We start from the raw sequence: 13,350 nt of genomic DNA on the forward strand, positions 1-13,350 counted from the left end.
CCGGCCCGCCGTGTCTGCGCATCCGCTTTTCGCGCGTGATGCGCAAGACGCCCAGCCTTATCGTTGCTGCTCTCTAGGGGCGCCCCGTGCCCCGTGATCGCGATCAGCGCGCCTCGTTACGGTGTGCGGTGCTCCAACGTAGTGCTTTTGCCGTGGCCCATTCGTTGGCCCGGATGCGGCGCGCTCTGCCAATGGGGTCGTGCTGCCTACATTCCACTCAGTGGCGCAGAGCGTTTGTCGAGGACAAGCGAGCGTCGCGGCTGGCGCGCCTCGATGCACGCGAGCTACGTCGCGTGCGTGCACGCGTGCACGCACGCCCTCAACGGCGACCGAATGCGGCCGGGCTGGGCGGCTCGATGCCCCACGCAGTCAGCAGCGGCACGTCGGCGCGGTCGACGGTCATCCACGACAGCTGGTGCTTCGCGCCGCTGCGGAGGTCGAGCGCCAGGCGGTCGGCCATCCTGCCTCGGCGCCCGCGCGGCGGCGATCTCGTCGGCCGAAATGCAGACAGGCTGCTTGTCGGCTGTGCGCGCCTCGGTCAGCTCGGCGCCACGGACCGGTCGCCGCCGCAGCGTCGTCGACACCGTTGGACCCTTCCGGTGTGCTCGCGTGGGCTTGAGATCGAGCCGGACCAGCAGCAGGCCGTCATCGCACAGCCACAGCTCGCGGTGGATCCAGTCGCACCATCCCGTTGTGCAACTCGCCGTCACCTGGCGCCCCTCTCGCATCGCACCAACCTTACCTCCCGCTGCCGCTCGCCCCGCCCCTCCAGCCACCTCGCCCGGAGTGGGCTCGACCACCCACGCTCAACATCGCTACGAAGTACATGGTGGGTGTGGGTGGTCGAGCACGCGGAGGGCGCCGATCACCAGCAACGGCGGGGCGAGCGGCAGCCCTACCCGTCTTGCCGCGAGACGGGGTGCGAGACGGGTAGGACCGACCCGACGACGGCAGACTGGAGGCGTCCCGGGCCTCCCCGGCGCCGCTTCCGTCAGTGCCCCGGACCACGCTGCGGCGACCAGCCGGGCTCCGAGCTGAACGCCATGACCGGCGGCGCCTCGATCGCGAACGCCGCGGCGATCAGGCGGGCGTCCTCGGGTCGCGGGACGTAGTGCAGGTAGCGCATCGTCGTGGCGACGTCGGCGTGGCCCATCCACTCCTTGACCCGCAGGATGTCGGCCTTGCCGATCGCCCGGGTGCCGAACGTGTGGCGCAGGTCGTGGAACCGCAACGACCGCAGGCCGGCGCGCTCCAGCGCGAACTTGTAGCGGCGGCGCAACGCCGAGCCGTCGACGAACCCGCCGCCCTCGCCGACGAACACCAGGTCGTCATCGCCGACTGACCACCCGCGCCGTCCGAGGCGCGCCAGCGTCTCCGCCACCTGCGGCGCCATCGGCACCGATCGCACCTTGCCGCTCTTCGGGCTGGTCAGCGCGCCGGCGGAGTACGACGCGCGGACGCGCACAACCGACCCCGGGAAGTCGACGTCGCGCCAGCGGAGCGATGAGCTCGCCGCGACGGAGGCAGGTGAAGGCGGCGGTGAGGTAGATGGCGGCGTCCTGCTCGGACTCGGCGGCGCGGATGAGGGCCATGATCTCCTCCGGGCTGAACACGTCGAGGTTGACCTGTCGCGGTTCGCGCATGCGCTCGATCTCGATCACGGGGCGCCGCTGCAGCCCGAAGCGCTTCTGCGCCCGCCGGAAGATCCCGGTGAGGATCGTCAGCTGCTTGTTACGCGTCCGAGCCGAGGTCGACACCGACCTGCGTCACGCCGCGATCATCGGCGCCGTCACCTCCTCCAGCGTCAGCGACGCGAGCACCGGCGCCCGGCGCCCGGGCTCGCGCAGGGGCGAGGGGCGCGCGCCAGCAATCCCCGACCGCTGACCGGCTCGCACGCCCGCGCCGACGCCGCACCCCGCCGCACACCCTCCGGCGACGAGCAAACGAACGGCACCTAGCCCTCGCATTTGGAGGTCCAGGTGCCGTTCGTTCTACGCGCCACCGCGCCGCCCCGGCGAAGGGCGGGTGGGTGATGTGGTCGTCCGGGCGAGTTCCGGCTCCCGTGCGCCACCGCCCAGGCGTCGGCGCCCAACCCGTGCGCGGCGCGGCGCTCGGAGAGCCAAGCCCGGCGGCCGCGTCGCCAACCCGCCCCGACCAACCGCGCCCGCGCCCGCGCCGCCCCAACAACGACAAAAGCCCGGCAGGAACGCCGGGCCTTCACACATGCCCCCACTAGGAATCGAACCTAGAACCTTCGGATTAAGAGTCCGCTGCTCTGCCAGTTGAGCTATAGGGGCGGGGTTCGAGAGGATAGCGAGCGGGGTGGGCTCGCTGTCCTGTGGTTATGGGGCTGTGGGAGCGGCCGGCGTGGTGGTCGTGCCGGTGCCCTGGTCGAGCTGCGCCGCGGCCTGGGTGCGTGCGGAGTCGAGCTGCGCCTTGATCTGCTCGCGGTCGTCCTTGGGCGTCAGCGCGAGGGCCTTCTTGGCGGCGAGGTCCGCCTTGCGGGTCTGGCCCGCCTGGTAGGCGAGCGCGGCGAGCTGCACATAGAGGGGCCCGGTCGCCTGGCGCTTGGCGATCACGTCCTCCATCGCCGAGACGGCCTTGTCGGGCTGGTTCAGCCCGGCCGACGAGAACGCCTGGACCATCAGGGACGCGATCTGGTCCGACGGCTTGCCGTCCGACAGCGTCACGTACTTGTCCCAGGCGACCTCGGCCTCCTGCAGGCGCGCCTTGCCCTTGTCGGTGAAGACGCCCTGGTTCTGGTCGACGCCGTCGCCGCTGCTCGCGTCCAAGTACCGGATGCGCGTCAGCTCGCCCCATGCCTTCGGGTCGGCCGGCCGGAGCTTGACGGCCCGCTCCGCGGCGTCGACGCGCTTCTTGAAGACGTCGCTGACGTTGGTCTGGCCGCCGTCGGCCTTGAAGGCGTCGAGCAGGCCGCCGCTCGTCGCTCCGCCGATCCCGAACAGCACGAGGCCGCCACCCATCAGGATGGCAAGGGACAGGTAGATGGCTTGGACGGCGCGGCGACGCCCTCGGCCGCGGAGGTCGAACAGCATGCGCTCAGTCTAGATCGTCTTCGTCGTCATCATCGTCACCTCGCAGGAACGCGAAGCGGGAGGGCGCGTCGTCCGGTGGCTGGAACAGCCGCCCGAGGATGAGGCTGACCTCGTAGAGCACCACGAGGGGCGCCATCGCGATGAGCATCGTGAAGGGATCGGGGGTCGGCGTGACCACCGCGGCGATGACCGCGAAGAGGATCAGCGCGTACCCGCGGTAGGCGCGGAGCTGCTTGACCGTGAGGATCCGCAGCCGCACGATCGCGATCACGCCGACCGGGATCTGGAACAGCACGCCCATCGCCACGAGCAGCACCGTGGTGAAGCGGTAGTAGTCCTTGGCCTGGACGAGGATGTCGAACGCGCCGTCGTTGTAGTTCTGCAGGAACGCGACGGCGCGCGGCAGCGCGAGGAAGTAGCCGAAGAGCACGCCCGCGATGAACAGCACCGGCACGAGCGTCATCAGGGGCAGCGCGACGCGCCGCTCGTCGCGGCTGAACGCGGGCAGCACGAACGCGTACATCTGCCAGAGGATGAACGGCAGCGCCAGGAGCAGCGCGGCGTACGCGCTGACCGTGATGGTCGTCAGGAACGGCTCGGTCACGCCGAGCGTCACGGGCTGGCGACCGGTGGTCGCCTTCGGCGTCAGCGTCGCGGCCTTCTGGGCGGCGGCGGTCGAGGCCTGCAGCGCCGCCACCGAGCGCGCGGTCTGCGCGCGCGCGGCGGCCGAGACGCCGTCGGCCCCGGCGAGCCCGCTCAGCGCGCGAGCGGCCGAGGTCAGCGCCGGGCCGGCCGACTTCAGGTAGTTGCCGACGGCCTCGTCGAAGCAGCCGGAGCGCTCGAGCGCGTCGTCGGCCTTCGAGGGGTTCTTGCAGTCCACGCGATGCGCGTGGTCCAGAGGCTTGTTGAGGAGGTCGAGGACGCGGTCGTTCTGCCAGTAGGTCAGCGAGAACGCCACGACGAAGGCCACGATGCACAGGATGATCCGGGTGCGCAGCTCGTCGAGGTGCTCGACGAGGCTGAGCCGGTCCTCGTGCCCGACGGGCCGGATGGCGGGCAAGGATTAACTGCCGGAGCGCGTGGCGGACTCGTCGCGTGCCCCGGTCGGCGCCTTTGTCGCGTCCGGGGTCGGATCGAGCACGTCGGCCTGCTGGGCGCGGGTCAGCTCGGCGGGAGCGGGCGCGGGCGCGTCGGCGCCGCTCTCGCCGGCGTCGTCGGCGTCCTCGTCGGCGTCGCCGCCTTTCCGGGTGATCGAGTCCTTGAACTCCCGCATCCCGCCACCGAGCTGCTTGCCCAGCATGGGCAGGCGCTTGGGCCCGAAGACGAGCAGGACGATCACGAGGACGATGATGAGTTCGGGCCAGCCGAATGGCATGGGTTCAAGCCTCCGTAGGGGGTGCGCAGAGGTTAACGCGCAGGGACGCCGATCGGCTCAACTTCCGCCGATATCCGTACGCGGACGAATGGACGACCAGAGGTTCAAGTTCGCCGACGGCGTGTCCGATCACCGGAGTGTCACGCAGCCTCAACTCCCTGAGCCGATGAGCCTCCACGATCCCCACCACTACGTCCGCCGCGTCGTCCTTCCTTCGGGCAAGACCATCGAGGTCGTCTACTTCGAGGATCAGCCGCAGGTCGCCGGCACGGCGCCCGTCGCCGCGACCCCCGCGCCCAGCCACGACGAGTCGGTCAGCGACCTTCACGTCTGCGGCTCCTGCGCTTCCACGCTCGTCTACCCGACCGAGTGGGAAGAGGCCGGCGTCACGCACTGGGAGGTCACCCTGCGCTGCCCCAACTGCGAGTGGGCCGGCAGCGGCATCTTCGAGCAGGAGCTCGTCGAGCGCTTCGACGAGGAGCTGGACCGCGGCACCGAGGCCCTGGTCCGCGACCTCAAGCGCCTGTCGCACGCCAACATGGAGGACGAGATCGAGCGCTTCACCACGGCGCTGGCCGAGGGTCACATCGTCCCCGAGGACTTCTAGGACCGCAGGGCTCTCCCACTGCACCACCACAAGCGGGCCGGCTGAGAAGCCGGCCCGCTGTATTTAAGTCGCGCGCGCCCGCGCGCGGCTATGCGTAGCGGGCGACGACGCCGTCGGCGACGAGCAGCAGCGCGGCGCGCTCGCGCGCCGGCAGTCCCCCGGGCACGACGGCCTTGGCGGCCGCGACGTGCTGCAGCGCCATCGTGCGCGCCTCGTCCAGCGCGCCGGTGGCGACGATGCGGTCGCAGATCGCCTCGGCCTGGTCGGGCTCCACGATCTCCCGCGGATCGAGGGCGCCGAGGCCGGGGTCGCGCTCGCGCGCGAGGATGAACGGCAGCGTGACCGTGCCGTCCAGCAGGTCGGTCCCGCGGTGCTTGCCGGTGCGCTCGGCGGGTCCGGCGACGTCGAGCACGTCGTCGAGGATCTGGAAGGCCAGGCCGATGCGCCGGCCGAACTCGCGCAGCGCCTCGGCGGCGGCGACGCCCCCGCCGGCCGCGAGCGCGCCGAGCATGCACGCCGCCTCGAACAGCCGCGCGGTCTTCAGCTCGCAGCGGCGCAGGTAGCGCTCCCGCGTGATCGTCGCGTCGAAGGCGTCGGCGCGCTGCAGCAGCTCGCCGCCGGCCAGGGCCGAGCCCGCGTTGCTCAGCGCGCGCACCTGCTCGAGATCCTCGTTGGCGGCCAGCAGCGCGAAGGCGCGGGCGAAGAGGAGGTCGCCGGTCTGCTTGGCGGCGTCGCGCCCCGCGCTGGCGAAGACGGTCGGCCGGCCGCGACGCAGCGGCGCGACGTCCAGGACGTCGTCGTGGACGAGCGTCGCCGAGTGCACGAGCTCGACGGCCGCGGCCGCACGCACCAGGCCGTCGGCGGGATGCACCTCGCCGGCCGCGGCGAGGATCACCAGCAGCGGACGCAGCCGCTTGCCGCCCGCGGCGATCGTCGAGCCCGCGTGCTCGGCGAGCACCGGCCCGTGGCCGCCCCCGACCTCGCGCAGCAGGACCTCCACGCGCTCCAGCAGCCCCAGCACGTGCGGCCCGCCGGCGTGGACGATCGCGGTGACGGGCCCGCCGGCCTCGCTCATGCCGGCGGGTGCGTGCCGTTCGTCGACGGCGCCGGGGCGCCGCCGGGCTTGGTCCCGACGTGCAGCGCGATGATCCCGCCTGCGGTCAGCACCCACCGGATCTGCTGCAGCCCCGCGCGCTCCAGCGCGCCGGCCAGGCCGGCGGGCTCCGGGAAGCGCTTGACGCTGTTGGGCAGGTAGTCGTAGGCGTCGCTGTCGCCGGCGACCTTGCCGATCAGCGGCACCAGCCGGTCGAACCAGAGGGAGAAGAACGTCGACAGCGGCGGGCGCTGGGGCGTGGTGATCTCGAGGATCACGACGCGGCCGCCGGGGCGCACGACGCGCGCCATCTCCGACAGGCCCTGGTCGAGGTCGCTGAAGTTGCGAGCGCCGAAGCCGACCGTCGCCGCGGCGAACTCGCCGTCGCCGTAGGGCAGCTCCAGGGCATTGCCCCACTCGAACGTGATCCCCGGCGCCTTGCCGCGGGCATGGACCGCGCTTGCCCGCGAGGCAGCCGTATCGGAGACCCCGGCCTTCTTGCGGGCATGCGCCAGCATCTCCTCCGAGAAGTCCGTGCCGATGACCTCGCCGGCGGGCGTGACGCGGCGTGCCAGCTCGATCGCCAGGTCGCCGGTGCCCGTCGCGACGTCGAGGACACGGTCGCCCGGGCCGACGTGCGCCAGGTCGGCCGCGCGGCGGCGCCACTGGTGGTGCAGCCCGGCCGTCATGACCGAGTTCATCAGGTCGTAGACCCGCGCGATGCGATCGAACATCGCGCGGACCTGCGGTTCCGGCAGCGTGCCGCGGTCGGCCGCGGCCGGCTGGCCGCCCGTCATCAGCCGCCGCCGCTGTCGGACTTCAGGCGTCCGAGGAAGGCGACGAGGTTCTGGAACTTCTCGGGCTCGTTCTTCTGCAGGCTCTGGAACGACGGCATCGGCGCCGTCGGGTTGATGAGGGTGCGCTCGATGCCGGCCGCCGGGAGGCGATCGGCGACGTCGGTGAGCTCCGGTCCCGGACCGTCGTTGCCGTTCTCGCCGATCTTGTGGCACGCCAGGCAGCCGGACTGCGCGGCGACCTGCCTTCCGGCCTCGTACTGCTGGACGACCTTCGGGCCCTCGGCGATGACCGCCTGCGGCGTCGGCGTGTCGATCTGCGTCGGCGGGCCGGCCGCCGCACCCATATAGGTCAGATAGGCCATGGCGCCGATGATCAGGATCGCCGTCAGGGTCGCCACCGGGCGGCGCTCCGGACGCCGCTCCGCGCTGCGGTCGTAGAACGGCAGCAGGAACAGCATGATCATGCAGATCGTCGGGATGCCGATCGTCGCCAGGGCGACGAACTCCGGCGGCTTGATGACGCGCAGCAGCTCGAAGAGGAAGAAGAAGTACCACTCCGGGCGGGGCGTGTACGTCGTCGTCGTCGGGTCGGCCTTCGGGCCGAGCTCGGCGCCGAGGATGATCGACATCAGGATGATGACGAGCAGGACGATGCACGCCATGGCGCCGTCCTTGGCGACGGCGTAGGGGAAGAACGGCTTCCCCTGCGCCTTCAGGACGGAGTACTCGCGGAGGTACTCCTCCTTCTCCCGGCGGTTCACGCGCGCTCCTCGGTCAGCTCGTCGGCGGGCTTGGCCTTGATCCACGGGGGCGCCGTGGTGCCGAGCTTGGTCACGAGGTAGAGGTGAGCGCCGATCAGGACGCCGATGATCCCGGGCACCAACATCATGTGGATCGCGTAGAAGCGCGACAGCGTCGTCGCGTTGAACTCCGCGCCGCCGTTGAGGAAGTCCCCGAGGTACGGGCCGACGAACGGGCCGCTGGCGGTGATGTTGTTGGCGACGATCGTGGCCCAGAAGGACCGCTGGTCGAACGGCAGCAGGTAGCCGGTGAGCGACATGACGAACGTGAGGATCAGCAGCGCGACGCCGATGACCCAGTTCAGCTCGCGCGGGTACTTGTACGCGCCGAAGAAGAACGTCCTCGCCATGTGCAGGAAGATCAGGATGACCATCACCGACGAGCCCCACTTGTGCATGCCGTGCACGAACTCGCCGAGGAAGACGTCGTCGTTGATGTGGCGGATCGACTCGTACGCTCCGCCGGCCGCGTCGGGCCGGTAGTACATCGCGAGGAAGACGCCGGTGATCGCCTGCGAGACGAAGGCGAACATCGTGGCCGAGCCCAGCGTGTAGAACCAGTTGGTGCCCTTCGGCACCTTGCGGAACATCAGCCACCGCAGGCCGCCCGACAGCGAGGTGCGCTCGTCGATCCAGTCGACGGTGTGCATCCCGGCTTCGGCGGCCGCGTCGAGCGGCTTCTGCCGCGGCGCGCCCGGACGCTTGGGCGCCGGCCGCATCGAGGGCGGCAGCGGGGGAGTGGGAAGCTTGAGCTTGGGCATGGCGATCAGTCCTGCGGGAGCGAGTCGAGCTTGCGAGCCGTGGGCCGCGACGGGTACAGGATCCCGCCGATGCCGTCGAGCGGCTCACCCGGGTTGCGCGGGGAGAAGCGGTCGAGCTCCCGGTTGACCGAGAAGCGTGGGCCGATCTCGACCTGGCCGTTCTTGACGCGGTTGTAGAACCGGTCGAGCGGGCGGACCGGCGGGCCGCCGTCGACCTTGCCCTGGAAGTCGTAGACGCCGCCGTGGCACGGGCAGATGAAGCGCTGCGCGGCCTCGGTGTAGCGGACGGGGCAGCCGAGGTGCATGCAGCGGGTCGAGATCGCGACGAACTGCTCGCTCTCGAAGCCCTTGGGCAGCTTGTCGGTGTCCAGCTGGGGGTTGCGGCGACGGATGTAGACCGTCGTCTTGCCCGCCTCGCCGATGCCGTCGGAGATCGTGATGACCTTCGGGACGTACGTGTCGTCGGCGAACTCGTCGGGCGCGCCGACGGGCTGCCAGCGCTGCTTGTGCTCCTCGAAGAGCGGCCCGAGCGCGAAGCCCAGGGCCGGCAGCAGGATGGCCGATGTGGCGATCGCGCCCGTGGCATGGGCCGTGCCGACCATGAAGCGGCGGCGCGTGACGGTCTCGCCCTCGAAGGCGCCGGGGATTCCCCGATCGGCGGTGTACTTGCTCTTGGCTTGCTTCTTGGGCACGGTGGTGGTGATTCCTGTCCGGGGGACGCGCGATCCTTCGTGATCGACGTCCGGCCCGGAAATCTATCGCTCGAACATCGTACGGGCCCCGCCGCCTGGGCCCGCTGTCCGGTCAGCGTGCTGGCGCCAGGTCTCCGGCGATCTGGCGCGCCGCGGCTGCGAGGCGCGCGGCGGCGGACGTTTCGCCTGCACGTGCGGCCTCTTTGGCCGCTTCCAGATCGGCATCGGAGCCCCAGCCGACCTCAGCGCAACCCGCCGCCCAGACCGCGTCGGCGAGGGCCTCGTCGCCGGTCGCCTGGGCCTGGGCCGACAGGGCGATCAGATCGGCGAGGGCGCGCACCGCGGGGAGGTCGCCGGCGGCGGCCAGGCGCTCCAGGCCCAGCGCGTAGAGCCGGTCGCCGGCCAGCAGCGCGAGGTCGTCGTCGGCGCGGCTCATGAGCCGCGGGACGCCGTAGTGCAGGAGGTAGCCCTCGCGCACGGCCTCGACGACCAGCGACAGGTCCGCGGCGTGGCCGTCGGCGCGCGGACCGTGCGCGACGGCGTCGCCGTACGGCGTCGCGCCCGTGGGCTCGGGATCGACCGCGCCGGCCAACAGCCCGCCGTCCTCGCGGACGAGTGAGGCCAGCCGCGACAAGACCGCTGAGCTCCCGTCCTTACGGCTCCGCTCCTGTGACAGCGCGAGACCGCTCCGCCGTTCGTCCACGTCAGACGACCTCGGCGAACGCCGCGTTGACGGCGTCCAGCGTGCGGTCGAGGTGCTCGGAGGTGTGCGCCAGCGACGGGAACCACGCCTCGTACTGCGAGGCGGGCGGGTAGACGCCGCGGGCCAGCAGCGCGCGGCACCATGCGGCGTAGGCGGCGTGGTCGCAGGCCTGCGCCGTCGCGTAGTCGCGCGGCGCGGTCTCGGCGAAGAAGACGGTCAGCAGGCCGGGGACCGAGGTGACCGAGACGGGCACGCCGGCGCTCGCGCCCGCGTCGCGCAGGCCGCCGGCGAGCGCCTCGGTGGTGGCGCTCAGGCGCCGGTAGGCGGCGTCGTCGAGCAGGCGCAGCGTCGTCAGGCCGGCGGCGACCGCGAGCGGGTTGCCGCTCAGCGTGCCGGCCTGGTAGACGTCGCCGGCGGGTGCGATGCGCTCCATCAGCGAGCGGGCGCCGCCGTAGGCCGCGGCGGGCAGGCCGCCGCCGATGACCTTGCCCATCACCGTGAGGTCGGGCATGACGCCCTCGCGCTCCTGGGCGCCGCCCGCGGCGACGCGGAAGCCGGAGATGACCTCGTCGAAGATCAGCAGGGCGCCGTTCTCGTCGGCCTGGTGGCGCAGCAGGTCGAGGAAGCCCTCGACCGGCGGCACGAGGCCCATGTTGGCCGGGTACGGCTCGGCCAGCACCGCGGCGAACGCGTGCTCCGCGAACGCCTTGGCGACGGCCTCGCCGTCGTTCCAGCCCACGATCACGGTCTCCTGCGTCGCGGACTCCGGGACGCCGGGGCTCGCGGGGATCCCCGCGGTCGCCAGGCCGCTGCCGGCCTGGGCGAGCAGGCCGTCGACGTGGCCGTGGTAGGCGCCGGCGAACTTCAGCAGCTTGGTGCGGCCGGTGGCGGCCCGCGCGAGGCGGATGGCGCTCATCGTCGCCTCGGTCCCCGACGACGTCATGCGGAGCATCTCGACCGACGGCATGCGCCGCGAGACCTCCTCGGCGAGCTCGACCTCGCCGGCGGTCGGCGCGCCGTAGGTCGTGCCACGATGCGCGGCCGCGACGACCGCCTCGACGATCTCGGGGTGCGCGTGGCCGTGGATCAGCGGGCCCCACGAGCAGACGTAGTCGACGTAGCGGTTGCCGTCGACGTCCATGAGCTCGGCGCCGTCGGCCCGCTCGACGAAGATCGGGTCGCGGCCGATGGCCTGCATCGCCCGCGCGGGCGAGTTGACGCCGCCGGGCAGGCGCTGCAGCGCGCGCGCATACAACTCGGCCGACTTCGCGTCGGTGATCGAGACGCTCACCGTGGACGACCTCGCCGAGAGGCTCGGAGTCCGGGCGCGCTGGGGTCACACACCAGCGTGCTCCCGCTCCCACCGCTTGAACGAATCGGTGAAGTACAGGAGCCGCACCTTCTTGAACTCGGTCGACGAGTACAGCGTCGCGCGATCCTCGATGCAGCCGACCTCCTCCTGGACGGCGTCCAGGATGGCGTCGCACTCCTCCTTGGAGCGCCCGTGGGCCATGGTGAACAGCTGGTACGGCCAGTCGCCGTAGGTCGGGCGCTCGTAGCAGTGGCTGATGCCGCGGAAGGCCGCCATCCGGCCGCCCGCCTCCAGGATGCGGTCCTCGGGGACCTTCCAGACGCCCATGCCGTTGGCGCTGAACCCGGCGCGGCGGTGAAACAGGATCGCGGCGACGCGCCGCAGCAGCCGGCGCTCGACCATGCCCTCGAGGTGCTCGACGAGCTGGGCGACCGGCATGCCGAGCTCGCGCGCCGCATCGGCGTACGGCTCGCTGACGACCGGCAGGTCGCCCTGCGTGGCGCGGATGACCGCGCGGTCGGTCTCGTCGTAGGGCTGCGGCTCGGTCTCGGCGGGCGCGACCGCCTCGGCGGCCTTGGCCAGCGCGGCCGTGTCGCCCGACATGTCGAGGTCCATGCGGATCTTGAAGAGCTTCAGCGTCGGCAGCTGGCGCACGGACTCGGCGCCGGTCAGCGCCTGCAGGACGTCCAGCGTGCCGTCCAGGCCGAGTTCGGAGTCGGGCTCGACGGCCACCGTGAACCACATGTTGAACTCGTGGTTGCGCAGGTAGTTGTGCGAGACGCCCGGGTGCTCGTTGATGATCTTCGCGGGGCGCCACGGGTGCTCGGCGTCGACCTTGGCGGCCACGAGCATTGACTTGTAGCCGAGCGCGCGCGTGTCGAAGATCGGCGTGACCTGGCGGATGATCCGCTGCTCGATCAGCTCGGCGACGCGCCTGAGCACGACGTCCTCGGCGACGCCCAGCGCGGTCGCGACCTCGGCGTACGGCCGCGGCACGATCGGGAACGACCCCTGCATCTGGTTCAGCAGGCGCTTGTCGAAGTCGTCCAGCGGGACGGCGGCGCCGTCCTTGCGCGAGCGGATCTTGGGGGTCACTGCAGCCACTGGGCGGCGTCCTTCGCGTAATAGGTGATGACGATGTCGGCGCCGGCGCGGCGGATCGCGGTCAGCGTCTCGAGCACGGCGGTGCGCTCGTCGAGGTGGCCGGCGGCCGCAGCCGCCTTGATCATGACGTACTCCCCACCCACGTGGTACGCGGCAACCGGCATGCGGGTGGCCTGCTTGACGCGCCAGAGCACGTCGAGGTACGGGACCGCCGGCTTGACCATGACCATGTCGGCGCCCTCCTCGACGTCGAGGGCGACCTCGCGCAGCGCCTCCTCGGCGTTGCCCGGATCCATCTGGTAGCTGCGCCGGTCGCCGAAGCTCGGCGTGCTGCCCGCGGCCTCGCGGAACGGTCCGTAGAAGGCCGAGGCGTACTTGGCGCTGTAGGCGATGATCGGCATCTGGGCGAAGTCCTCGGCGTCCAGCGCGGCGCGCAGCGCGCCGACGCGCCCGTCCATCATGTCGCTCGGGGCGACGGCGTCGGCACCCGCGCGGGCGTGCGAGACCGCGGTGCGCGCCAGCAACTCCAGCGACGCGTCGTTGTCGACGGTGCCGTCCTCGCGCAGCCGCCCGCAGTGCCCGTGGTCGGTGTACTCGCACAGGCAGACGTCGGTGATGACGAGGAGCTCGGGGTGCGCGACCTTGATGGCGCGGATGGCGAGCTGGACGGCGCCCTCGGCGTCCCAGGCGCTCGAGCCGTCGGCGTCCTTCTCGGCGGGGATCCCGAACAGGATGACCGCGGGGACGCCGAGCGCGTGGGCGGCGCCGGCCTCCGCGACGGCGGAGGCGATGCCGTGGCGGTCGACGCCGGGCATCGAGCCGATCGGCGAGCGGCCGTCGAGGCCCTCCTCGACGAACAGCGGCAGGACGAGGTCCGACGGCGCCAGCGTGGTCTCGCGCACGAGGTCGCGCAGCGCCCCGGTACGGCGCAGGCGGCGCAGGCGGGTGGCGGGGAAGGCGGCGGACATCGCCCCCGAAGCGTAGCCGGGCCTCGCCGCGACGGCGGTCCCTCGGACACCGCGCACCGCGACGCCGACGGCCAGGCTTCGG

16 protein-coding genes and 1 tRNA gene are annotated in these 13,350 nt (G+C 71.9%); 2 read left to right on the forward strand and 15 right to left on the reverse strand.

What is annotated here, in order from left to right; genetic code table 11:
* Window positions 1–319 precede the first annotated feature (319 nt).
* Window positions 320–460 (reverse strand): hypothetical protein, encoded by a 141-nt coding sequence (locus tag VK501_RS17080; RefSeq protein WP_324339428.1) that lies wholly within the window; start codon window positions 458–460, stop codon window positions 320–322.
* A gap of 531 nt (window positions 461–991) precedes the next feature.
* On the reverse strand, window positions 992–1,465 hold the full coding sequence (locus VK501_RS17085; RefSeq protein ID WP_324339430.1) for a tyrosine-type recombinase/integrase: 474 nt from the start codon (window positions 1,463–1,465) through the stop codon (window positions 992–994).
* 263 nt (window positions 1,466–1,728) lie between these two features.
* Between VK501_RS17085 and VK501_RS17090 the strand changes: the two genes are divergently transcribed.
* Complete coding sequence (locus VK501_RS17090) at window positions 1,729–1,884, forward strand: hypothetical protein (RefSeq protein WP_324339432.1); 156 nt, start codon at window positions 1,729–1,731, stop codon at window positions 1,882–1,884.
* 340 nt (window positions 1,885–2,224) lie between these two features.
* Here the strand turns inward: VK501_RS17090 and VK501_RS17095 are convergent.
* The 4 genes from VK501_RS17095 to VK501_RS28805 form a co-directional block, all read right to left on the reverse strand.
* Window positions 2,225–2,297: transfer RNA gene (locus tag VK501_RS17095), tRNA-Lys, on the reverse strand.
* A 45-nt stretch (window positions 2,298–2,342) separates the two neighbouring features.
* Complete coding sequence (locus VK501_RS17100; protein ID WP_324339434.1) at window positions 2,343–3,056, reverse strand: hypothetical protein; 714 nt, start codon at window positions 3,054–3,056, stop codon at window positions 2,343–2,345.
* A gap of 4 nt (window positions 3,057–3,060) precedes the next feature.
* Window positions 3,061–4,116: a twin-arginine translocase subunit TatC gene (gene tatC / locus VK501_RS17105; protein ID WP_324339436.1), complete on the reverse strand. Its 1,056-nt coding sequence runs from the start codon at window positions 4,114–4,116 to the stop codon at window positions 3,061–3,063.
* 3 nt (window positions 4,117–4,119) lie between these two features.
* Window positions 4,120–4,431 carry a twin-arginine translocase TatA/TatE family subunit gene (locus tag VK501_RS28805; RefSeq protein ID WP_349261029.1) on the reverse strand — a complete coding sequence of 104 codons (312 nt, stop codon included), beginning with the start codon at window positions 4,429–4,431 and terminating at the stop codon, window positions 4,120–4,122.
* Between the two features lie 166 nt (window positions 4,432–4,597).
* Here VK501_RS28805 and VK501_RS17115 point away from each other — a divergent pair, with 166 nt between their 5' ends.
* Window positions 4,598–5,038, forward strand: a complete 441-nt coding sequence (locus tag VK501_RS17115; protein WP_324339438.1) for a hypothetical protein — start codon at window positions 4,598–4,600, stop codon at window positions 5,036–5,038.
* A gap of 88 nt (window positions 5,039–5,126) precedes the next feature.
* On the opposite strand, the gene VK501_RS17120 is transcribed toward VK501_RS17115, so the two are convergent.
* The 9 genes from VK501_RS17120 to hemB form a co-directional block, all read right to left on the reverse strand.
* Window positions 5,127–6,113: a polyprenyl synthetase family protein gene (locus VK501_RS17120; protein ID WP_324339440.1), complete on the reverse strand. Its 987-nt coding sequence runs from the start codon at window positions 6,111–6,113 to the stop codon at window positions 5,127–5,129.
* Window positions 6,110–6,928: a bifunctional demethylmenaquinone methyltransferase/2-methoxy-6-polyprenyl-1,4-benzoquinol methylase UbiE gene (ubiE, locus tag VK501_RS17125; protein ID WP_324339442.1), complete on the reverse strand. Its 819-nt coding sequence runs from the start codon at window positions 6,926–6,928 to the stop codon at window positions 6,110–6,112. Before ubiE ends, VK501_RS17120 begins: the two co-directional genes overlap by 4 nt.
* The gene (locus VK501_RS17130; RefSeq protein WP_324339444.1) at window positions 6,928–7,689 is read right to left on the reverse strand and encodes a c-type cytochrome; all 762 of its coding nucleotides are present in this window, start codon (window positions 7,687–7,689) and stop codon (window positions 6,928–6,930) included. Before VK501_RS17130 ends, ubiE begins: the two co-directional genes overlap by 1 nt.
* Window positions 7,686–8,489 carry a cytochrome b gene (locus VK501_RS17135; RefSeq protein WP_324339446.1) on the reverse strand — a complete coding sequence of 268 codons (804 nt, stop codon included), beginning with the start codon at window positions 8,487–8,489 and terminating at the stop codon, window positions 7,686–7,688. Before VK501_RS17135 ends, VK501_RS17130 begins: the two co-directional genes overlap by 4 nt.
* Before the next feature lie 5 nt (window positions 8,490–8,494).
* Window positions 8,495–9,181, reverse strand: coding sequence for a ubiquinol-cytochrome c reductase iron-sulfur subunit (locus VK501_RS17140; RefSeq protein ID WP_324339448.1), 687 nt, complete (start codon window positions 9,179–9,181; stop codon window positions 8,495–8,497).
* Window positions 9,182–9,293: 112 nt separating this feature from the next.
* A complete protein-coding gene (locus VK501_RS17145) occupies window positions 9,294–9,815 on the reverse strand; it encodes a hypothetical protein (RefSeq protein WP_324339450.1) in 522 nt (173 codons plus the stop codon).
* 70 nt (window positions 9,816–9,885) lie between these two features.
* Window positions 9,886–11,175 (reverse strand): glutamate-1-semialdehyde 2,1-aminomutase, encoded by a 1,290-nt coding sequence (hemL, locus tag VK501_RS17150; protein WP_324339452.1) that lies wholly within the window; start codon window positions 11,173–11,175, stop codon window positions 9,886–9,888.
* A gap of 45 nt (window positions 11,176–11,220) precedes the next feature.
* Window positions 11,221–12,300, reverse strand: coding sequence for an AsnC family transcriptional regulator (locus VK501_RS17155; RefSeq protein WP_324339454.1), 1,080 nt, complete (start codon window positions 12,298–12,300; stop codon window positions 11,221–11,223).
* Window positions 12,288–13,268: a porphobilinogen synthase gene (gene hemB, locus VK501_RS17160; protein ID WP_324339456.1), complete on the reverse strand. Its 981-nt coding sequence runs from the start codon at window positions 13,266–13,268 to the stop codon at window positions 12,288–12,290. Before hemB ends, VK501_RS17155 begins: the two co-directional genes overlap by 13 nt.
* Window positions 13,269–13,350 lie beyond the last annotated feature (82 nt).

Source organism: Baekduia sp., from assembly GCF_035318805.1.
In the GTDB taxonomy this organism is placed as follows: Bacteria; Actinomycetota; Thermoleophilia; order Solirubrobacterales; family Solirubrobacteraceae; genus Baekduia.